We start from the raw sequence: 21,376 nt of genomic DNA on the forward strand, positions 1-21,376 counted from the left end.
TTTTTATGATTACACGTGAAAAGAGGGAATGGTATCTAGAGTATAGTATCAATATTAATAGAGCAGGTTTGTTAGGTGATATTTCAAGTTTACTTGGGATGATGGGAATTAATATTGGTGCAATTAACGGTATTGATAAGTCCATTCGTGCTTTTATTATTAGATCCGATAGTGAAGAGAAAGTAAAACGCTTTGAAACTTTACTTAAAGAAATTGATGACATTTCCCTGAGAGTCTTGCGTGAGCCAGAATTAAAAGACAGGCTTGCTGTGAGACATGGCCGTTTTGTAAAACAAGATGAGCATAATAAAAAAATATTTCGTTTTGAAAGAGACGATTTAGGTTTACTCGTTGATTTTATGGCTGAATTATTTAAAGAAGAAGGTCATAAATTAATTGGGATTCGAGGTATGCCACGTGTTGGTAAAACGGAATCTATTGTAGCTGGCAGTGTATCTGCGCATAAGAGATGGTTATTCATCAGTTCAACTTTAATTAAACAAACGGTTCGCAGTTCACTAATTAAAGGTGAATACGATAAAGATCATGTGTATATTATTGATGGTGCGGTTACTGCAAGAGAAACAAATCCAAAGCACCAAGAGCTTGTTAAAGAAGTCATGACGTTGCCATCAGTAAAAGTCGTTGAACATCCTGATTTATTTGTTGAAGCAAGCGATTATATTATGGATGATTTTGATTATATTATTGAATTAAGAACCGAAGAAAATCAGACCATCGAATATGAAGAAATGAAAAAGCAAACCGTTAGAAGTAAAAATAACTTAGATTTTGGAGATACATTTGGTGGTTTCGGAGACGGCTTTGGTGATGGTTTTGGTTCGTTCTAACGTTTGGAGGAGAGCACAAGTTGAAAACAATCGGTGAAGTACTGCAAAGTAAAAGAGAAGGTTTAGGAATGACTTTAGCTGAATTAGAAAAAAGAACACAAATTCAGCGACAAACATTAGTTGCCATTGAACGCAACCAATTTGAGCAATTTGAACATCCCAATCATATACGAGGTTTTATACAAAAATATGCGCAATCCGTGAATGTTGATGGTTCATTACTCATGGATAAGCATAAAGAAGAGTTGCCTTCCATGACACACCAAGCCCATGATATTTTACAACAAATCTCACAAAATCAAGATGCATTAGTATTTTCTAATACAGATGTGCAACCGAAAAAAGTTGCGATTATTATTGGTATGCTGATTGGTATCACAGCTGTACTTTGGGGGCTATTAACCATTGTGCTATAATAGTAATAAGAGAAACAGATAAGTGGAGAGAGGAATAATTATGAATATACCTAACCAGATCACATTGTTTCGAGTCATCTTAATTCCAATATTTATGTTGTTTGCACTTGTTGATTTTGGAATGGGAAATGTTTCTTTCATAGGGGGACACTCGATTCGAATTGAATTTTTAATTAGTGGAATCATTTTTATTATCGCATCATTAAGTGATTTTTTAGACGGCTATTTAGCACGTAAATGGCAAATTGTAACAAATATGGGGAAATTTCTAGATCCACTTGCTGATAAACTTCTTGTTTCTGCAGCTTTAGTTGTTTTAGTAGAACTTGGATTGACGAATTCTGTCGTTGCCATCATCGTTATTGCACGTGAGTTTGCGGTGACAGGATTGAGACTCTTACAAATTGAACAGGGCTTTGTTAGTGCGGCAGGTCAACTTGGAAAAATTAAAACGGCAGTAACGATGGTTGCCTTAGTTTTCATTTTACTAGGTGAACCTTTGAGCCAGTGGATTGGTTTTTCTTTAGGTCAAATATTATTGTATATTGGTGTCTTTTTTACAATTTTATCAGGTATTGAGTATTTCTATAAAGGTAGAGATGTTTTTTTGCAAGATAAAAAAGCTTAATTTTATGATTACCTCAAGGATGAATAAACTTTTAAGAGTGAAACAAAGAGAACAATGTTGAATTGGGCTGTTTGTTTTACTCTTCTTTTATTTTGCTTGTAACAACAAGCTCATATATGGATCAAGTCTTCTGTAATGAAGACTTAGTTGAAAAGGATTATTCTGTAAAACAAAAAACGGTTTAGTTCCATTTCAAAGGGATATCAAGCTATAATAAAGTTGTGAATAAGATTTTGTAGGCAGAAAGAAGGCAATATTATGAAAGTCTGTATTATCGCAGTAGGGTCAGAGTTACTTTTAGGCCAAATTACAAATACGAATGCTCAATTTTTATCACAAAAGTTGAATGAAGCAGGTCATCATGTCTTGGAGCATATCGTGGTCGGTGACAATGAAAAAAGACTTGAAACTGTCATAAAAAGAGCGATAGAGCAATATGATGCACTAATTTTCACGGGTGGTTTAGGACCCACAAAAGATGATTTAACAAAACAAACGGTTGCAACTGTTTTAAATAAAAAACTCGTAACAGATCAAGAAGCGCTCAATTACATTGAAGATTATTTCAAGCAACATGAAAAAGAAATGACGCCGAATAATAAGCAGCAAGCACTTGTGATTGAAGGTGCAAAAGTGTTACCCAATCGTGTAGGGATGGCGCCTGGTATTTATTTGAATGAAAATAATAAGCACATTGTTATGCTACCAGGACCACCGAAAGAAATGCAACCGATGGTCGTGAATGAACTCATGCCTTACTTTTCACAAGGTGGAAAAACAATTTTCTCTGAAGTGTTACGTTTTTGTGGGATAGGTGAATCACAAGTTGAAACAGAATTACTTGACTTAATCGATGCGCAAACAAACCCAACAATTGCACCACTTGCAGGTACGCACGAAGTCACAATCAGATTGACAGCAAGCGCGGATGATGAAAAAGCGAGTCAACAGTTAATAGCGCCGATAAAAGATGAAATATTAAGTCGAATGGGTCGTTATTATTATGGTTCCAATGACACGACACCTGAGCGCGCTGTTATGGCGTTACAAAAGAAATCATTTGCGATATATGATCAAGTGACAGAAGGTTTACTTTACTCTAGATTAAAAAAAGAGGATCAAACACATCTATTAAAAGGGTATATGATGCATCATCCTCAATTTGTAGATGAAACAGCTACAATTGAGAACCAATTATATGCATCAGCAGTATTTGTGCAATCTTTATATGACACTGAACAGGCGATGAGCCTTCTTTCACATGGCAATACAATCTATATTGGTTTTCTAGATCATGATCGCTTCCGAGTTGAAACATTTAAAATGAGTCATCACAGAAATTTACAACGTGATCGAAGTCAAAATTATGTACTGATTGCATGGCTAAATGAACTAAAACAGCACTAATATTATATGGTTTTGAGCAAAACACAAGCACATGCGTTCTATTTTGTTGGTATTTAAATCACAAAATAGCGAACAAATATTCGTAAAATGCTTGTAATTTTAATTGAAAGCATGTATAGTAGAATTAAATTAAAAGGAAATTTTTATTTATTAGGGGGTCCTATATTGGATAATGAACGTCAAAAAGCACTCGACACAGTAATAAAAAATATGGAAAAGTCATTCGGTAAAGGTGCCGTTATGAAACTAGGTGAAAATAAAGATCGCCGTGTTTCTAGTGTTTCAACAGGTTCTGTTACATTGGATCATGCATTAGGGGTTGGCGGCTATCCAAAAGGTCGTATTATTGAAGTTTATGGCCCTGAAAGTTCTGGTAAAACGACTGTAGCGTTGCACGCGATTGCTGAAGTGCAAAAAAATGGCGGTATTGCTGCGTTTATCGATGCTGAACATGCGTTGGATCCTGTCTATGCTGAAGCGCTCGGTGTGGATATCGATAATCTATACCTTTCTCAACCTGACCACGGTGAACAAGGTTTAGAAATTGCTGAAGCGTTCGTTAGAAGTGGCGCCGTGGACATTGTTATTGTGGACTCTGTTGCAGCCTTAACACCTAAAGCAGAAATCGAAGGTGAAATGGGTGATACACATGTAGGTTTACAAGCGCGTCTTATGTCTCAAGCATTACGTAAACTTTCAGCAGCCATTTCAAAATCAAATACGACTGCAATTTTCATTAACCAAATTCGTGAAAAAGTAGGTGTTATGTTCGGTAATCCTGAAACGACGCCAGGTGGTCGTGCGTTGAAATTCTACAGTTCTGTCCGCTTAGAAGTAAGACGTGCAGAACAATTGAAACAAGGCCAAGACATCGTAGGTAACCGTACGAAAATCAAAGTCGTGAAGAATAAAGTAGCACCACCATTTAAAGTTGCTGAAGTCGATATCATGTATGGTCAAGGTATCTCTCGTGAAGGTGAATTAATTGATTTAGGTGTGCAATATGACATTGTAGACAAATCTGGTGCATGGTATTCTTATAACGGCGAACGTATGGGCCAAGGTAAAGAGAATGTAAAACAATTCTTAAAAGAAAACCCACAATTAGAAGATGAAATCGATCGAAAACTCCGTGAAAAATTAGGTATTTTTGACGGTGATGTGGAAGAAAAAGAGCAAGAAGAGCCACAAACATTATTTGATGAATAATCGTATTTCGATATAAAATTAAAAGTGAAACATGGATCTAAATCAAAATGAGATTCGGTTTCACTTTTTGTTTTGGAAAGGCTAATTGCAACAAAATTTCAAATAGAATATGATATCATGATGATTTTTCGTTTTGAAATGTATCATCTTTTTTATTCAATAGTGTTGGATACCTTGATTTTTCATTGTTCAAAACGTACAATTGAACTTGTATGATTCTTATTTTTAGTCATATAATCATATAGATTGGTTAACATACAGAACGAAATCCTAGAAAAAGGAGGTGTTTGTGTGAATTTATTAAGCCTCTTACTCATTTTGCTGGGTATAATTCTAGGAGTTGTTGTAGGGTATTTAATCGCCCAGAATTTAATATATCAAAAGCAGTCACAAGCCAAACGTACTGCTAAAGATATTATTGAACAAGCAAACAAAGAAGCAGAGAATCTTAAAAAAGAGAAATTAATCGAAGCTAAAGAAGAAAACCAAGTTCTAAGAGAGCGCATCGAAAGCGAACTAAGGGAACGACGTGGAGAGCTTCAAAGGCAAGAATCCCGACTTCTTCAAAAAGAGGAGAACTTGGAGCGAAAATCTGATCTACTCGATAAAAAGGATGAGATTTTAGAGCAAAAAGAATCTAAACTTGAAGAAAGACAACAACAAGTAGACGCAAAAGAGAGTAGTGTTCAATCAATAATAATGAAGCACGAACAAGAATTAGAACGCATCTCCGGTCTCACACAAGAAGAAGCACGTAAAGAGCAATTGGAACGTGTAGAAGAAGAGTTGTCACAAGATATTGCAGTACTTGTTAAAGAAAAAGAGCGTGAAGCTAAAGAAAAAGTAAACCAAAAAGCAAAAGAATTACTCGCTACGACAGTGCAACGTTTTGCTGCTGATCATACTTCAGAGTCAACAGTGTCAGTTGTTAACTTACCTAATGACGAGATGAAAGGACGTATCATCGGTCGTGAAGGTAGAAATATTCGTACATTAGAAACATTAACGGGTATTGATTTAATCATTGATGATACACCTGAAGCGGTAATTTTATCAGGTTTTGATCCTATTCGAAGAGAAATCGCCAAAACAGCGTTAATCAACCTTGTTTCTGACGGTCGTATTCATCCAGGGCGTATTGAAGATATGGTAGAAAAATCAAGACGAGAAGTCGATGAAATTATTCGTGATGCAGGTGAACATGCAACATTTGAATTAAATATTCATAATATGCATCCTGATCTCGTTAAAATTTTAGGGCGTATGCATTATCGAACAAGTTATGGACAAAATGTGCTTAAACATTCTATTGAAGTAGCATATTTATCTGGAATGCTCGCTGCAGAATTGAACGAAGATGTAACACTGGCTAAAAGAGCTGGTTTATTACACGATATTGGTAAAGCGATTGATCACGAAGTTGAAGGAAGCCATGTTGAAATTGGTGTCGAATTAGCTAAAAAATATGGCGAACCTGAGACGGTCATCAATGCAATTCATTCACACCATGGAGAGGTTGAGCCGACATCGATTATATCTATTTTAGTCGCTGCTGCAGATGCTTTATCAGCTGCAAGACCTGGCGCTAGAAAAGAAACGTTAGAGAATTATATTAAACGTTTAGAACGATTAGAGGACATCTCTGAAAGTTATGATGGCGTGGAAAAAGCTTTTGCTATACAAGCAGGTCGTGAAATACGCGTGATTGTATCACCAGAAGAAATAGATGATTTAAAATCTCATCGCTTAGCGAGAGATATTAAAAATCAGATTGAGGATGAACTACAATATCCGGGTCATATCAAAGTGACAGTTGTTCGTGAGACGAGAGCAATTGAATATGCGAAGTAACAGTGTATGAAATAAAAACAGGTTTCCTAATGTCATGGACATTACGAAACCTGTTTTTTTGTTTATATTCATATCCTAAATGATTAATTTTTCCATTTGAACTTTCAGTCATCAATCAAAGTTATTTACAGAGATGAAGTTCAGTTTCTTTTAATTCTTCTAAAGCACTAGATGTGTCATAACTACTTGAGGAAATATTTGCATAACGTTCTGCCATTCGATACGCATTGATGTATAACTCGATACTTTCTTTTGCAATATCTTCAGGGTTTTCTTTTTTAGATGGATTCGCGCTCAAAACAAGTTCTGCAAATTTTTCAGGATCAATATTAATTGACATAAGTTAATAAACAACTCCTAATGTTTTTATGAAAATCCATACTTATTGATTATTAAACAATAAGCATTCCTAATTTTTTCAATACCCCAACTGATAATATTTAATCATATGTTTTTACATTCAAATATATACTTGAATAAAGAAATGAACCGAGTTATAATTTATTCAAACGAATACTTGAATGAAAGTGTGAGATAAATGACAAAACAACAAATTCCAACATGTGACACATTTAGTATAGATGCTGAAGTCGTACGCGAAGCCAAGCAGGAAATTGAAAATTCTAATATTGAACATGTGAGTCAAATGTTTAAAAGTATTGCTGATGTCAATCGTGCAAAAATTACATTTGCTTTGTGTGAACATGAAGAGCTGTGTGTTTGTGATATCGCAGAAATACTCAATATTACTGTTGCAAATGCGTCGCACCATTTAAGATCTTTGTACAAAAATGGTATCGTGACCTATCGGAAAGAAGGTAAACGTGCTTTTTATCGCTTATATGACGAACATATCCGTCAAATTATGACAATATCTATTGAGCATAAGAAAGAAGTGGATGAAGATGGTACAAAATCATAAAACATATCGAATCGAAGGGTTATCGTGTGCCAATTGTGCGGGTAAATTTGAAAAGAATGTGAACAAGTTGACTTCAGTGGAAAAGGCACAAGTTAATTTTGGCGCTTCGAAAATTTATGTAACGGGACAACCTACTTTAGATGAATTAGAACATGCGGGTTCATTTGAAAATCTAAAAATTATTCCTGACGATCAGCAAGTGAATGCTCAATCTCGTACGATGCATTCACCTGTCAAAGAGAAGCACTTTTTAGATAAAATCAAAACATTTTATCATCAACATGAAACGATTATCTTTGCTGCGATTCTTGTTATTCTCGGTTATATTTCACAATGGATAAACAGTGCGAACAATGCTATGACGCTCATATTGTTTACGCTATCTATCGTCTTAAGTGGGAGCCAGTTGATTATTCAAGGGGTCAAAAATCTCCTACATTTTGAATTTGATATGCGCACTTTGATGACGATTGCGATTACCGGGGGCGTATTAATCGGTCAATGGGGAGAAGTTGCTGTTGTAGTCATATTGTTTGCAATCAGTGAAGCGTTAGAACAATTTTCTATGGATAAAGCCCGTCAATCTATGGCTTCTTTAATGGAAATTGCGCCTGATGAGGCGACAATACTTAGACAGGGTCAATTATTACGCTTAGCTACAGAAGAAGTTGAAGTTAATGATACTTTGTATGTTAAGCCGGGTCAAAAAATCGCTTTAGATGGTATTGTTATTTCAGGTCATGCTTCAGTCAATCAAGCTGCCATTACTGGTGAATCAATGCCAGTTGATAAACGAGAAAGCGATGAAGTCTATGCAGGGACTTTAAACGAAGATGGCGTTCTTGAAGTCAAAGTAACAAAAGCATCCAAAGATACGGCATTAGCAAAAATGATTCAATTGGTAGAAGCGGCTCAAGTTGAAAAAGCACCCGCCCAAGCCTTTGTAGAGAAATTCGCAAAATATTATACGCCTTGTATTATGATGATTGCTTTCTTAGTAGCCATCCTTCCACCCTTATTATTAAATGATGCTTTTTTACCATGGATATATCAAGGGCTTTCTGTTTTAGTCGTAGGCTGTCCTTGTGCTTTAGTTATTGCGACTCCGATTTCTATTGTTTCAAGTATAGGAAATGCTGCTAAAAATGGCGTTCTTATTAAAGGCGGGATTTACCTTGAGCAATTGAGCAAAGTTCAAACACTCGCGTTTGATAAAACAGGCACATTAACAGTGGGTCATCCAGTTGTTACAGAGGTCATCCATTTAAATCAAAACCAAAAAGAAAAAATAGATACATTAGGTTATCTTTCTGCTGTTGAAAACCTATCAAATCATCCTATCGCGAGAGCAGTGATCGCATACGCAACAGAAAAGCATATTGACTATCAACAATATCAGGTTAAAGGTTTTCTATCTAAAACAGGACAAGGGGTTCATGCTATTATTGAAGGGAACGATATTTTAATCGGTCAACCCCAATTATTTCATATCAATACCAATGAGGAACTTGTTGAACAAATCAATGATATGCAAAAGCAAGGCGACACCGTTATTTTAATGTCGATTAACCATACTTTAACCACTTTAATTACTGTTCGAGATCAAGTACGTGAACAATCTCAAAAAGCCATTGAAGCACTTCAAAAATTAGGGATTCAACACACAGTTATGCTGACAGGCGATAATTTAAATAGTGCGCAAGCGATTAATCGAAAATTGAAATTGACAAATGTTGAAGCAGATTTAATGCCAGAAGATAAATTAAAGCATATAGAAAAATTAGAAGCTTTAAATGGTCCAGTAGGAATGGTTGGTGATGGTGTGAATGATGCACCCGCTCTAGCGCGAGCTTCTATCGGTATTGCAATGGGCGGGGCAAGTACAGATACAGCACTTGAAACTGCTGACATCGCTTTACTCGGTGATGATATGTCTAAATTGCCATTTACTTACCGGTTAAGTCGAAAAACGATGAATGTGATCAAAGCCAATATTGTCTTTGCGATTGGTATTAAATTAATTGCCTTACTCTTAGTTATACCTGGTTGGTTAACGTTATGGATTGCTATTTTTTCAGATATGGGTGCAACTTTGATTGTGGCATTAAATGCGATTCGTTTGCTCTATGTGAAAGATGAGGTCTAATCATGTAGAACGGTTGACATCTCTATTGAGAAAGATACAATAATAGATAAATCAACATCGTTAAATACTATACAATCTTTTCAAATAGAAATAACTTTTCGCGAATGCACCACAATCGTTATGTCTAGCATTGATGAATGAAATGCATACTTTTAATATATCATTATGAGACGAGATGAGAATGAACAATGCCAAGAGTTTGTATGGAAGGTTGTTCTTTTCATAGCTCGTCTTTTTTATATGTTGCGTATGCTTTCTATATAGAATTTTTAAATAATGATACAGTTGAAATATACATAAATGCCCATTTTTAGAGAGGACGAAACATAATGAGAATTTTATTTATAGGAGATATTGTCGGAAAAGTTGGACGCCAAGCGATATCAGAATGGTTGCCAAAATTGAAACAACGTTATCATCCGACCGTGACGATAGTGAATGCAGAAAATGCGGCGCACGGTAAAGGCTTAACTGAAAAAATATATAAAGAACTATTACGTAATGGCGTTGATTTTATGACTATGGGAAACCATACTTATGGCCAACGAGAAATTTACGATTTTATACAAGATGCAACACGCCTTGTGAGACCTGCAAACTTTCCTGATGAAGCACCAGGGATTGGTATGCGTATTATTAATTTAAATAATAAAAAGCTAGCAGTTATCAATTTGCAAGGACGTAGTTTTATGCCAGATATTGATGATCCTTTTAAAAAAGCCAATCAATTAATTGAAGAAGCTCAAAAAGAAACGGACTATATTTTTATTGATTTTCATGCTGAAACCACTTCTGAGAAAAATGCAATGGCTTGGTTTTTAGATGGACGTGCGAGTGCTGTAGTTGGAACGCATACTCATATTCAAACATCAGATAATCGCATTTTACCTCAAGGGACTGCTTTTATTACCGATGTAGGTATGACAGGCTATTATGATGGTATTCTTGGCATTAATCGCGATGAAATTATTAAGCGATTTCTTACTAGTTTACCTCAACGTCATGTTGTTCCTGATGAAGGACGAAGTGTGTTGTCGGGCGTTATAGTTGATTTAAAAGAAGATGGAACAGCTAAAAATATTGAACGCATTTTAATCAATGATGATCATCCGTTCGAAGCGTAATTTCATTTAACGTTAATAGACCTAATAAAGGATATAAGCCTTATCCGCCATTAGTATGAATTTTTTTAAAACCCATTATTTAATAGAGCAAATAATGGGTTATTTTGATATGATAAATAGTGAATTTAATCGTGTAGGAGGCTAAATCTATGAAAGCTCAATTGTCATGGAAAGTAGGAGGTCAGCAAGGCGAAGGAATTGAATCAACGGGAGAAATTTTCGCCACTGCAATGAATCGAAAAGGCTATTATTTGTATGGGTATCGTCATTTTTCAAGCCGAATTAAAGGAGGCCATACCAATAATAAAATCCGTGTCTCTACAACACCTGTTCACGCAATTAGTGATGACTTAGATATTCTTGTTGCATTTGATCAAGAAACAATTGTTTTAAATCATCATGAAATGCGAGAAGACAGTGTCATCCTAGCAGATAGCAAGGCTAAGCCTGAAAAACCAGAAAACTGTAAAGCGCAATTGATTGTGCTGCCCTTTACAGAAACAGCAAAATCATTAGGGACTACATTAATGAAAAATATGGTGGCCATTGGTGCAACAGCAGCGTTAATGGATTTAAATACTGACACATTTGAAGCGCTCATTACAAATATGTTTGAGAAAAAGGGAGAAAAAGTCGTTGAACTTAATATTCAAGCATTGAATGAAGGTTATCGTATTATGCAAGATGAGTTGGCTGGTATTCATGGGGATTTTATGCTTGAAGAAAGCGCAGGTACGCCTCACCTTTATATGATAGGGAATGATGCCATTGGCTTAGGAGCAATCTCAGGAGGCTCTAGATTTATGGCTGCTTATCCGATAACGCCGGCTTCTGAAATTATGGAATATATGATTGAAAATTTACCGAAAGTGGGCGGAACAGTCATTCAAACCGAAGATGAAATCGCAGCCGCAACGATGGCAATTGGTGCGAACTATGGTGGTGTTCGTGCTTTTACTGCTTCTGCTGGTCCAGGTCTATCGTTAATGATGGAGGCGATAGGTTTGTCTGGGATGACTGAAACACCATTAGTCATCATGAATACGCAACGTGGTGGACCTTCTACAGGTTTACCGACAAAGCAAGAACAATCTGACTTAATGCAGATGATATATGGAACACACGGAGATATTCCTAAAATTGTCGTTGCGCCAACGGATGCAGAAGATGCTTTTTACCTTACAGTAGAAGCATTTAACTTAGCGGAAGAATATCAATGCCCGGTTATTTTATTAAGTGACTTACAACTTTCCTTAGGTAAGCAAACAGTCAAAAACTTAGATCATTCAAAAATTGAGATTCGACGTGGTTCAACGATTACAGAGGATATCGAGCGCGATCCAGAAGATAAAGAGTACTTCAAACGCTATGCCTTAACAGAATCAGGTGTCTCACCACGACCTATTCCTGGTGTAAAAGGTGGTATTCATCATGTTACGGGCGTTGAACATAACGAAGAAGGAAAACCTAGTGAAGCCGCTCAAAACCGTCAAGATCAAATGGAAAAACGTATGCGTAAGACGGAACATTTATTGATTGAAAAACCTGTAGAAGGTCAATTGAAATATGAAGATGCGGATATTTTATTCCTTGGTTTCATTTCAACGAAGGGCGCAATTCAAGAAGGTGTTGCTAGACTTGAAGCGCAAGGAGCTAAAGTAAACCATCTCCAAATTCGTCAACTTCATCCATTTCCAACTCAAACGATTCAAGCAGCTGCTGATAAAGCGCAAAAAGTTGTTGTTGTTGAACATAACTATCAAGGCCAGCTTGCAAGCATTATCAAAATGAATGTTAACTTAGGCGATAAACTTGTTAAGCAAACGAAATATGACGGAACACCGTTTTTACCTTATGAGATTGAAGAAAAAGGTTTAGAAATCGTAAATGCATTAAAGGAGAGAGTGTAATTGGCTACTTTTAAAGATTTTAGAAATAATGTAAAACCGAATTGGTGTCCAGGTTGTGGTGATTTCTCTGTACAAGCGGCGATTCAAAAAGCAGCTGCAAATGTGGGACTTGAGCCTGATGAGGTTGCTCTAATCACTGGGATTGGTTGTTCAGGGCGACTTTCTGGTTACGTAAATTCATACGGTGTGCATTCGATTCACGGTCGTGCATTACCTCTCGCACAAGGTGTTAAAATGGCCAATCGTGATTTAACTGTCATTGCATCAGGTGGAGATGGAGATGGCTATGCTATTGGTATGGGACATACTATTCATGCGTTACGCCGAAACATGAACATTACTTATATTGTTATGGATAATCAAATTTATGGTTTAACAAAAGGGCAAACTTCTCCGTCTTCAGCACCAGGATTTGTTACAAAAACGACACCAAAAGGGAATATCGAACAAAATGTTGCACCTCTTGAATTAGCTTTATCATCAGGAGCAACGTTTGTAGCGCAAGGTTTTTCAAGCGATATTAAAGCTTTAACAAAAATGATTGAAGATGCGATTAATCATGATGGCTTCTCATTTGTAAATGTTTTTTCTCCATGTGTGACGTACAATAAAGTGAATACGTACGATTGGTTCAAAGAGAATTTAACAGCAATTGAGGATATAGAGGGCTATGATGTGACAGATAAACAAGGCGCTATTCAAACCGTGCTACAATATGATTCATTAATTAAAGGTATTGTTTATCAAGATACTGAAACGCCATCATATGAATCTCAAATTGAAGCGTTAGGCGATACACCTTTAGCAAAACATGATTTAAGTTTAAGTGAAGCACAGTTCAAATCTTTTACAAAACAATTTGTATAAAGCTTTATCTATAAAGTTTGCTGATTTGATTATAAAATATATTCTGCATAAGCAACGGCACATTGAGGTGTCGTTGTTTTTTGTTTTTTTCAATTAAAGTATAAGTATAAAGATTCAATTTCATCATTAAAGGTTGAACAGTCTTATCAAGATGACAAAAAATGCTTTGATATTTATAAATCTAAAAGTTTGCAGAAAAATTGATAGTTAAGAAAGAGCATGTTTATTAAAAGGCTACAATCAAGATTAGATTATAAAATGTATTTTGAGTGCAGGTTGATTTTCACCACAAACTTAGGGATATTTTTTATTTTAATTGTAATCAGGTATAATATAAAAAAAGAGGAGGTTTTGTCATTGGTTGATACATTGATGAGTATACAAATCATTCCGCAGACACCTCACGGAGAGGATGTCATTCCTTTTGTTGATGAAGCAATTAAAGTGATTGAGGCATCGGGGTTGAAATATCGTGTTGGTGCATTAGAAACAAATGTCGAAGGCGATATGAATGCCTTGCTTATTTTGATCCAAAAAATGAATGATCGGATGGTTGAATTAGAAGCACCTAGTGTTATTCATCAAATAAAGTTTTATCACGTTCCTGAAGGTATCAGTATTGAAACACTAACTGGTAAATATGACGATACTGAAAAATAGTGTAACGATTTATATTGACTTCGAAAAATATCATTTTGCACTTTGTCTAGAATTTTAATATAATGAACTAATGATATATGGGCAGAAAGGGTTTTGTATGTGAACGAAGAACAAAGAAAAGCTGGGACGATTGATGTTTTAGCACAACGTAATAATAAAGAAAAAGATTATAGTAAATATTTTGATTTTGAGCATGTTTATCAACCGCCAAGCTTAAAAGAAGCCAAAAAGCGTGGAAAAGAATCAGTTCAATATAATCGTGATTTTCAAATCGATGAAAAGTATCGCGGTATGGGGAAAGGACGCACTTTCCTAATTAAAACATATGGTTGTCAAATGAACGCACATGATACAGAGGTAATGGCGGGAATTTTTACTGCCTTAGGTTATACACCTACTGAGGATATCAATTTGGCAGACGTCATTCTATTGAACACATGTGCGATTAGAGAAAATGCTGAAAATAAAGTGTTTGGAGAAATTGGGAATCTAAAACACATTAAACAAGAACGCCCAGATTGTTTAATCGGTGTGTGTGGCTGTATGTCACAAGAAGAGTCTGTGGTAAATAAAATTTTGAAATCATATCAAAATGTGGATATGATTTTTGGAACACATAACATTCATCGTTTACCTCAAATTTTGGAAGAAGCCTATCTTTCTAAAGCAATGGTTGTGGAAGTATGGTCAAAAGAAGGCGACGTTATCGAAAACCTTCCTAAAGTAAGAGACGGCAAAATTAAAGCATGGGTCAATATCATGTATGGATGTGACAAGTTCTGTACATACTGTATCGTGCCATTTACACGAGGAAAAGAACGTAGTCGACGTCCAGAAGACATCATTGAAGAAGTACGTGATTTAGCACGTCAAGGTTATCAAGAAATTACGTTATTAGGTCAAAACGTGAATGCTTACGGTAAAGATTTAGAAGGTATCACTTATGGTTTAGGTGATTTAATGGCTGATATTTCGAAAATAGATATCCCGCGTGTCCGTTTTACAACAAGTCATCCTTGGGACTTTACAGATCGTATGATAGAAGTCATTGCTGAAGGCGGAAATATCGTGCCGCATATCCACTTACCTGTTCAATCTGGTAATAATGACGTATTGAAAATTATGGGGCGTAAATATACAAGAGAAAGCTATTTAGATTTAGTGGATAGAATTAAGGCTGCCATTCCAGATGTTGCGCTTACAACAGATATTATCGTAGGGTATCCAAATGAAACAGAAGCACAATTTGAAGAAACTTTATCCTTATATGAAGCGGTTGGATTCGAGCATGCCTACACATATATTTATTCTCAACGTGACGGTACACCTGCTGCTAAAATGAAGGATAATGTACCGAATGAAGTGAAAAAAGCGCGTTTACAACGTTTGAATCGTTTAGTAAGCGAATATTCTTCACGTACGTTAGCGGCTTATGAGGGACAAACTGTTCGTGTATTATGTGAAGGCGCAAGTAAAAAAGATGATGAAGTATTAGCAGGTTATACAGAAAAAAATAAACTTGTTAACTTCCGAGCACCTAAATCAGTTATCGGTAAAATTGTAGATGTTAAGATTGTTGAAGCAAAACAATTCTCACTTAATGGTGAATTTGTAGGTGTCAGTGAAGCAGCTGTGGTGACACCATAAGATGTATTCAAAAGAGTCGATTTTGGAAGCTGCTAAAGCATTGGGTCAGGCATTTCAATCTTTAGATACGATTCAAGATTATAGACGCATTGAAACACAAATTCATCAAAATGAACAGATTGCACAACACATGTCAGAGTTGAAACAGAATCAAAAGCAATCTGTAAATCTACAGAACTATAATAAGCCGAATGCCTATGCACGTTCTGAAGCAAAGATAGATCAAATCAGAACGACAATAGATGGTATTCCTATTGTCAATGAATTTAGAACAGCACAGCAAGAGGCAAATGAGTTGCTCCATCTCGTTGTAGACACAATATCAACGCGAATTGAAAGTTCAACTGATGACTGAGATTTCTAGACGTTTAACATTGTGTAGCTAAATGAGAAGTTGTGAATGAGGACATAGGTTTTTAAAGTAAAATTGAGTTTCTAATCTAAAAATATGGTAGAGCACATAATTGTTTCAACCGTGGTGGAGAGTGATATGTGTGAATACACGTAAATTGACACTGACTGCATTATTTATAGCCGTTAATGTAGTGTTGAGTTCAGTGATTGTCATCCCCATTGGTCCGATTAAAGCAGCGCCAGTGCAGCACTTTATCAATGTTTTAAGCGTTGTTTTAGTTGGACCGTGGTATGGGCTGGCCCAAGCGTTCCTTTCTTCAATCATTCGTGTATTGTTTGGAACAGGTACGCCGTTTGCGTTTCCTGGGAGTATGATTGGCGTTTTGCTAGCGAGCTTGTTTTATTATGTAAATCGGCACTTATTTGTTGCGGCGATAGGAGAAGTGATTGGTACAGGCATTATTGGGAGTTTGTTCTGTATTCCAATTGCGTGGATACTCCACTTAGAGCATTTTCTTATTAAACCGTTAATGGCTGCATTTATTACATCGAGTTTGATTGGTGCAAGTATTAGTTACATTCTTTTACTTGTACTTAAGCGGCGAGGTTTATTAGCATACTTAAAGTTAGATAAAAATAAAAGAAGATTAAAATAATTATTAAATCATTGAGGGGCTGGGGGTTTAAACAGAAGTTTATACTCTCAGCCTTGATACATATTTAAATCGCATACATAAAATACCTTCAAAAAGTAAATGAAATATAGAAAATTTTGTACAAAAGGATTGTGAAAGTATATGGCAAATGTTACACCAATGATGAAACAATATTTAAATATTAAGGCGCAACATCAAGATGCGTTGCTCTTTTTTCGACTTGGTGATTTTTATGAGATGTTTTATGATGATGCAATTACTGCTTCTCGCGTCCTTGAAATCACGTTAACGAAACGTGATGCTAAAAAAGAAAATCCTATTCCTATGGCAGGTGTCCCATATCATTCTGCGGATAGTTATATAGAAACTTTAATACAAAATGGTTTTAAAGTGGCCATATGTGAACAAATGGAAGATCCAAGACAAGTCAAAGGCATGGTTAAAAGAGAAGTTGTACGAGTGATTACACCAGGTACAGTGATGGAAAAAGGTGGCGTGGAGGATACACGTAACAACTATATTTTAAGCTTTATCCATAATGAAGATGGCTATGGGCTCAGTTATTGTGATGTTTCGACTGGTGAGTTAAAAGTGACACACTTTGAAGATGAAAGCACACTTGTAAATGAAGTGACGACCATTCAACCTAACGAAATTGTTGTCACACAACCGTTATCAGAGACACTTAAACGTCAATTTAGCATGATTACAGAAACAGTTACAGTTGTAGAACGTATTTCGGATACGCATTATGCCGTTAATCAGTTGTCCGATCCAAGCATGTTTCAGGCAGTGCAGGTGTTATTAGATTATATATTTGATACGCAAAAAAGAGATATGTCGCATATTGAGAATGTGATTGAATACCAAGCGTTAGATTATATGAAAATGGATTTTTATGCTAAAAGAAATCTCGAATTAACTGAAAGTATTCGACTTAAATCAAAAAAAGGCACATTGCTTTGGCTAATGGATAAGACCAAAACACCTATGGGGGCAAGACGGTTGAAACAATGGATTGATCGCCCCCTTATTCAACGAAATGAAATAACAAAGCGCCATGATGCCGTCGATCAATTTTTACAATATTTTATCGAGAGAGACACTTTGCGCAACTATTTAACAGAAGTTTACGATATCGAACGATTAGTCGGTCGAGTAAGTTTTGGAAATGTGAATGCAAAAGATTTAATACAACTCAAGCATTCGATTGCACAGATTCCTTCTATAAAAACACTCTTACAAACCATTGAACATGAAGCGATTGCACATTTTAATGCGTTAGAACCTTTAGATGACCTTTTACAATTGTTAGAGGATAGTTTAGTGAATGAACCTCCACAATCTGTCAAAGAAGGTGGCCTTTTTAAATCAGGATTTAACGAAGAATTAGATCAATATTTAGATGCTTCAAAAAATGGAAAACAGTGGTTAGCTGAATTACAAGCGAAAGAACGTGAGCGAACGGGGATTAAATCTTTGAAAATAAGCTTTAATAAAGTGTTTGGTTACTATATTGAAATTACACGTGCCAATTTGACGCAATTTGATCCAGCTGAATTTGGCTATGAACGAAAACAAACATTATCCAATGCTGAAAGATTTATTACGGATGAATTAAAAGAAAAAGAAGCTGTGATTTTGGGTGCTCAAGATAAAGCAATAGAGCTCGAATATCAATTATTCGTAGCGCTTCGTGAAAAAGTAAAAACATATACAGAACGCTTGCAACAACAAGCTAAAATTATATCTGAAATTGATTGCTTGCAAAGTTTTGCAGAGATAGCGCAACAATATAATTATGTCCGACCACAATTCAGCACAGACAAAACATTAGTATTAAAAGATTCACGTCATCCTGTTGTTGAGCGTGTGATGGATTATAATGATTATGTACCAAATGATTGTGAATTAAATCAATCACAATTTATCTACTTAATTACAGGACCTAATATGTCAGGTAAATCAACATACATGCGTCAAGTGGCGATTATAAGTATTATGGCACAAATGGGGGCTTTTGTACCTTGTGAATCTGCTGTACTCCCTATTTTCGATCAGATTTTCACAAGAATTGGTGCTGCAGATGATCTTGTATCTGGGAAAAGTACGTTCATGGTTGAAATGTTAGAGGCACAAAAAGCACTCAAATATGCCACGCCAGATAGCTTAATTATATTTGATGAAATCGGTAGAGGTACTTCAACTTATGACGGTCTTGCGTTAGCTCAAGCTATGATTGAATATGTTGCGGAAACATCTCAAGCGAAAACTTTATTTTCAACGCACTATCATGAACTGACAGAATTGGAACAAGCACTTCCAAGCTTAAAGAATGTGCATGTCGCTGCAGATGAATATCAAGGTGAGCTTATCTTCTTGCACAAAGTTAAAGATGGGGCTGTTGCTAATAGTTACGGCATTCAAGTTGCACAATTAGCCGAGTTACCTAAACAGGTGATTGACCGTGCGCAAGTCATTTTAGATGCATTTGAAGCGAAAGAACAAGCCGCGATTAACTCAGAAGCAAATGCTGAAAAAATGGCTGAATTCGCAAACCACAGTCTTGAAACACCTAAACAAGCAACATCAGCGCAACATTCAGATACAAAGCCCCAATTCGAACAGCCTGTTTTCGATTTATTTGAATCAGAAACACAAAATAGTGAAGTTGAACTTGAAATTAAACAGATGAATTTATCACAAATGACCCCAATTGAAGCATTAGTTAAGCTAAGTGAACTTCAAAATAGATTACAGTAGAGGGTGAAATTGATGGGAAGAATAAAAACGCTACAAACGTCTTTAGCGAATAAAATTGCTGCAGGTGAAGTAGTGGAACGTCCGAGCTCTGTTGTGAAAGAATTATTAGAAAACAGTATCGATGCAGGTGCAACTGAAATTAATATTGAAGTTTTAGAGTCAGGTGTATCTTCTATTCGAGTTGTAGATAATGGTTCGGGTATATTAGCAGATGATTTGGGACTTGTATTTCATCGACATGCAACAAGTAAATTACAAGAAGATGATGATTTATTCCATATTAGAACATTAGGTTTCCGTGGCGAAGCACTCGCGAGTATTGCTTCAGTTGCAAAAGTCACATTACAAACGTCTACGGATGGTATTGATGGTTACGAAGTGTATGCTGAAGAAGGAGCCATACTGAAAGAAAAACCAGCTAAAGCGCGTAAAGGTACAGATATTCGTGTAGATTCACTATTTTATAACACGCCTGCAAGATTAAAATATATTAAAAGTCTTTACACGGAATTAGGAAAAATTACAGATATTGTGAATCGAATGGCGATGAGCCACCCACATATCCGTCTTTCGCTTAAAAATGATGGTAAGACCGTTCTCCAAACGAATGGCTCGGGACGTACAAACGAAGTGATGGCAGAAATATACGGAATGAAAGTGGCACGTGATTTAGTGCATATTGAAGGTGAAACAAGTGACTATCGTATTTCAGGTTACGTAGCAAAACCTGAGCACTCAAGAAGTAATCGGCATTATATGTCTATATTTATCAACGGTAGATATATTAAAAACTTTCTATTAAATAAAGCTGTTCAAGAAGGTTATCATACATTAATGATGATCGGTCGATATCCAATTGTTTATATTAATATTGAAATGGATCCCGTTTTAGTCGATGTGAATGTTCACCCTACGAAATTGGAAGTGCGATTATCTAAAGAGGATCAGTTATTTGATCTCATTGTGAATAAAATACGTGAGGCTTTTAAAGATAAGGTACTCATACCTCAAAATGATTTGAAACAAAAATACGCACCTAAAAAGGTTCTTGAACAATTTGAGCAACAAAAAATGGCTTTTGATCAGCAAGCGCACCAACATGAGAAGCATGAAACAACAACAGATAAAGACGACGTACAACCGTCGCAACCAGATTTCGAGGTTCAAGAGGAAGCGGATTACTTTTCAACTTCAAACGAACCGTCATCAGCCAATCATTCAATACATTCTGATGACAATTTTGAAGTGGAACAAAGAGCGATTTTAAATGAACTTGATCGTCATCAAGATGTGGCGCGTCCCTTGTTCACTGAACCATCAACTCAAAGTCAAGATGATGCACGACCTCATAACAAACCTCAAAAACCTAAAAGACGTGTGCCTTATATGGAAGTTATAGGACAAGTACATGGCACATATATTATTGCCCAAAATGATCAAGGCATGTATTTAATTGATCAACATGCTGCTCAAGAACGTATAAAATACGAGTATTTTAGAGATAAAATTGGAGAAGTGGAAAATGAAAACCAAAACTTGCTCATTCCAATTACATTTAACTTTTCAAAAGATGAACAGTTAATTATTGAGCAATATCGTGATACATTAAAAGAGGCAGGCATCTTTTTAGAACCTTTTGGTGGATATGATTATATTGTGAATAGTTATCCGGTTTGGTTCCCAAGTGAGCAAGTTGAAGAAATCATTAAAGATATTATCGAATATGTGATTCAACACAAGAAGATTGATATTGCAAAGTTTAGAGAAGAAGCTGCGATAATGATGAGTTGTAAAAAATCGATTAAAGCCAATCATTATTTAAAAATAAATGAGATGGCAGATTTAATCCAACAATTAGGGGAAATGGAAGATCCATTTACATGCCCGCATGGAAGACCTGTGATTATCAACTTTAGTAATTATGAATTAGAGCGTCTGTTTAAGAGAATTCAATAATACGATGAA

Annotated in this window: 18 protein-coding genes; 17 read left to right on the plus strand and 1 reads right to left on the minus strand. The window is 35.9% G+C overall.

Annotated elements, in window-relative coordinates:
- The first annotated feature begins 5 nt into the window (after positions 1-5).
- From CD118_RS09570 to rny, 6 genes are all read left to right on the plus strand, one after another.
- Positions 6-851 carry a DUF3388 domain-containing protein gene (locus tag CD118_RS09570; protein WP_050345715.1) on the plus strand — a complete coding sequence of 282 codons (846 nt, stop codon included), beginning with the start codon at positions 6-8 and terminating at the stop codon, positions 849-851.
- 20 nt (positions 852-871) lie between these two features.
- A complete protein-coding gene (locus CD118_RS09575) occupies positions 872-1,267 on the plus strand; it encodes a helix-turn-helix domain-containing protein (protein WP_050331159.1) in 396 nt (131 codons plus the stop codon).
- A gap of 40 nt (positions 1,268-1,307) precedes the next feature.
- Positions 1,308-1,895 (plus strand): CDP-diacylglycerol--glycerol-3-phosphate 3-phosphatidyltransferase, encoded by a 588-nt coding sequence (pgsA, locus tag CD118_RS09580; protein ID WP_050345714.1) that lies wholly within the window; start codon positions 1,308-1,310, stop codon positions 1,893-1,895.
- Between the two features lie 258 nt (positions 1,896-2,153).
- On the plus strand, positions 2,154-3,302 hold the full coding sequence (locus CD118_RS09585; protein ID WP_103356627.1) for a CinA family nicotinamide mononucleotide deamidase-related protein: 1,149 nt from the start codon (positions 2,154-2,156) through the stop codon (positions 3,300-3,302).
- A 165-nt stretch (positions 3,303-3,467) separates the two neighbouring features.
- Entirely contained in the window at positions 3,468-4,511 is a 1,044-nt protein-coding gene (gene recA, locus CD118_RS09590) for a recombinase RecA (RefSeq protein WP_037559108.1), read from the plus strand.
- 291 nt (positions 4,512-4,802) lie between these two features.
- Positions 4,803-6,362: a ribonuclease Y gene (gene rny / locus CD118_RS09595; RefSeq protein WP_060830007.1), complete on the plus strand. Its 1,560-nt coding sequence runs from the start codon at positions 4,803-4,805 to the stop codon at positions 6,360-6,362.
- Positions 6,363-6,483: 121 nt separating this feature from the next.
- On the opposite strand, the gene CD118_RS09600 is transcribed toward rny, so the two are convergent.
- Positions 6,484-6,702 (minus strand): hypothetical protein, encoded by a 219-nt coding sequence (locus CD118_RS09600; RefSeq protein ID WP_050331152.1) that lies wholly within the window; start codon positions 6,700-6,702, stop codon positions 6,484-6,486.
- 198 nt (positions 6,703-6,900) lie between these two features.
- Between CD118_RS09600 and CD118_RS09605 the strand changes: the two genes are divergently transcribed.
- The 11 genes from CD118_RS09605 to mutL all read left to right on the plus strand — a co-directional run bounded on the left by CD118_RS09605 (position 6,901) and on the right by mutL (position 21,367).
- Positions 6,901-7,284 (plus strand): ArsR/SmtB family transcription factor, encoded by a 384-nt coding sequence (locus CD118_RS09605; protein ID WP_103356628.1) that lies wholly within the window; start codon positions 6,901-6,903, stop codon positions 7,282-7,284.
- Positions 7,268-9,430, plus strand: coding sequence for a heavy metal translocating P-type ATPase (locus CD118_RS09610; protein ID WP_060830005.1), 2,163 nt, complete (start codon positions 7,268-7,270; stop codon positions 9,428-9,430). The genes CD118_RS09605 and CD118_RS09610 overlap by 17 nt, the downstream gene beginning before the upstream one ends.
- A 329-nt stretch (positions 9,431-9,759) precedes the next feature.
- Positions 9,760-10,554: a TIGR00282 family metallophosphoesterase gene (locus tag CD118_RS09615; protein ID WP_050331147.1), complete on the plus strand. Its 795-nt coding sequence runs from the start codon at positions 9,760-9,762 to the stop codon at positions 10,552-10,554.
- Between the two features lie 149 nt (positions 10,555-10,703).
- Positions 10,704-12,464 carry a 2-oxoacid:acceptor oxidoreductase subunit alpha gene (locus CD118_RS09620; protein ID WP_103356629.1) on the plus strand — a complete coding sequence of 587 codons (1,761 nt, stop codon included), beginning with the start codon at positions 10,704-10,706 and terminating at the stop codon, positions 12,462-12,464.
- A complete protein-coding gene (locus CD118_RS09625; RefSeq protein ID WP_103356630.1) occupies positions 12,465-13,331 on the plus strand; it encodes a 2-oxoacid:ferredoxin oxidoreductase subunit beta in 867 nt (288 codons plus the stop codon).
- 357 nt (positions 13,332-13,688) lie between these two features.
- Positions 13,689-13,991, plus strand: a complete 303-nt coding sequence (locus CD118_RS09630; protein WP_016424948.1) for a thiamine-binding protein — start codon at positions 13,689-13,691, stop codon at positions 13,989-13,991.
- Between the two features lie 99 nt (positions 13,992-14,090).
- The gene (miaB, locus tag CD118_RS09635) at positions 14,091-15,638 is read left to right on the plus strand and encodes a tRNA (N6-isopentenyl adenosine(37)-C2)-methylthiotransferase MiaB (RefSeq protein ID WP_060830001.1); all 1,548 of its coding nucleotides are present in this window, start codon (positions 14,091-14,093) and stop codon (positions 15,636-15,638) included.
- Position 15,639: 1 nt separating this feature from the next.
- Positions 15,640-15,993 carry a YlbF/YmcA family competence regulator gene (locus tag CD118_RS09640; protein ID WP_060830000.1) on the plus strand — a complete coding sequence of 118 codons (354 nt, stop codon included), beginning with the start codon at positions 15,640-15,642 and terminating at the stop codon, positions 15,991-15,993.
- A 139-nt stretch (positions 15,994-16,132) separates the two neighbouring features.
- A complete protein-coding gene (gene thiW / locus CD118_RS09645) occupies positions 16,133-16,648 on the plus strand; it encodes an energy coupling factor transporter S component ThiW (RefSeq protein ID WP_060829999.1) in 516 nt (171 codons plus the stop codon).
- Between the two features lie 162 nt (positions 16,649-16,810).
- Positions 16,811-19,411, plus strand: coding sequence for a DNA mismatch repair protein MutS (gene mutS, locus CD118_RS09650; protein ID WP_425353207.1), 2,601 nt, complete (start codon positions 16,811-16,813; stop codon positions 19,409-19,411).
- A gap of 12 nt (positions 19,412-19,423) precedes the next feature.
- Complete coding sequence (mutL, locus tag CD118_RS09655) at positions 19,424-21,367, plus strand: DNA mismatch repair endonuclease MutL (protein ID WP_103356631.1); 1,944 nt, start codon at positions 19,424-19,426, stop codon at positions 21,365-21,367.
- Positions 21,368-21,376: the final 9 nt, after the last annotated feature.

The organism is Staphylococcus coagulans, assembly GCF_002901995.1.
GTDB classification, from domain to species: domain Bacteria; phylum Bacillota; class Bacilli; order Staphylococcales; family Staphylococcaceae; genus Staphylococcus; species Staphylococcus coagulans.

Bases quoted from the DNA above. Each gene is read 5' to 3' on its own strand.
- CD118_RS09570 (WP_050345715.1), top strand. From the start codon at position 6: ATGATTACACGTGAAAAGAGGGAATGGTATCTAGAGTATAGTATCAAT.
- pgsA (WP_050345714.1), top strand. From the start codon at position 1,308: ATGAATATACCTAACCAGATCACATTGTTTCGAGTCATCTTAATTCCA.
- CD118_RS09585 (WP_103356627.1), top strand. From the start codon at position 2,154: ATGAAAGTCTGTATTATCGCAGTAGGGTCAGAGTTACTTTTAGGCCAA.
- CD118_RS09600 (WP_050331152.1), bottom strand. From the start codon at position 6,702: ATGTCAATTAATATTGATCCTGAAAAATTTGCAGAACTTGTTTTGAGC.
- CD118_RS09605 (WP_103356628.1), top strand. From the start codon at position 6,901: ATGACAAAACAACAAATTCCAACATGTGACACATTTAGTATAGATGCT.
- CD118_RS09610 (WP_060830005.1), top strand. From the start codon at position 7,268: ATGGTACAAAATCATAAAACATATCGAATCGAAGGGTTATCGTGTGCC.
- CD118_RS09615 (WP_050331147.1), top strand. From the start codon at position 9,760: ATGAGAATTTTATTTATAGGAGATATTGTCGGAAAAGTTGGACGCCAA.
- CD118_RS09620 (WP_103356629.1), top strand. From the start codon at position 10,704: ATGAAAGCTCAATTGTCATGGAAAGTAGGAGGTCAGCAAGGCGAAGGA.
- CD118_RS09640 (WP_060830000.1), top strand. From the start codon at position 15,640: ATGTATTCAAAAGAGTCGATTTTGGAAGCTGCTAAAGCATTGGGTCAG.
- mutS (WP_425353207.1), top strand. From the start codon at position 16,811: ATGAAACAATATTTAAATATTAAGGCGCAACATCAAGATGCGTTGCTC.
- mutL (WP_103356631.1), top strand. From the start codon at position 19,424: ATGGGAAGAATAAAAACGCTACAAACGTCTTTAGCGAATAAAATTGCT.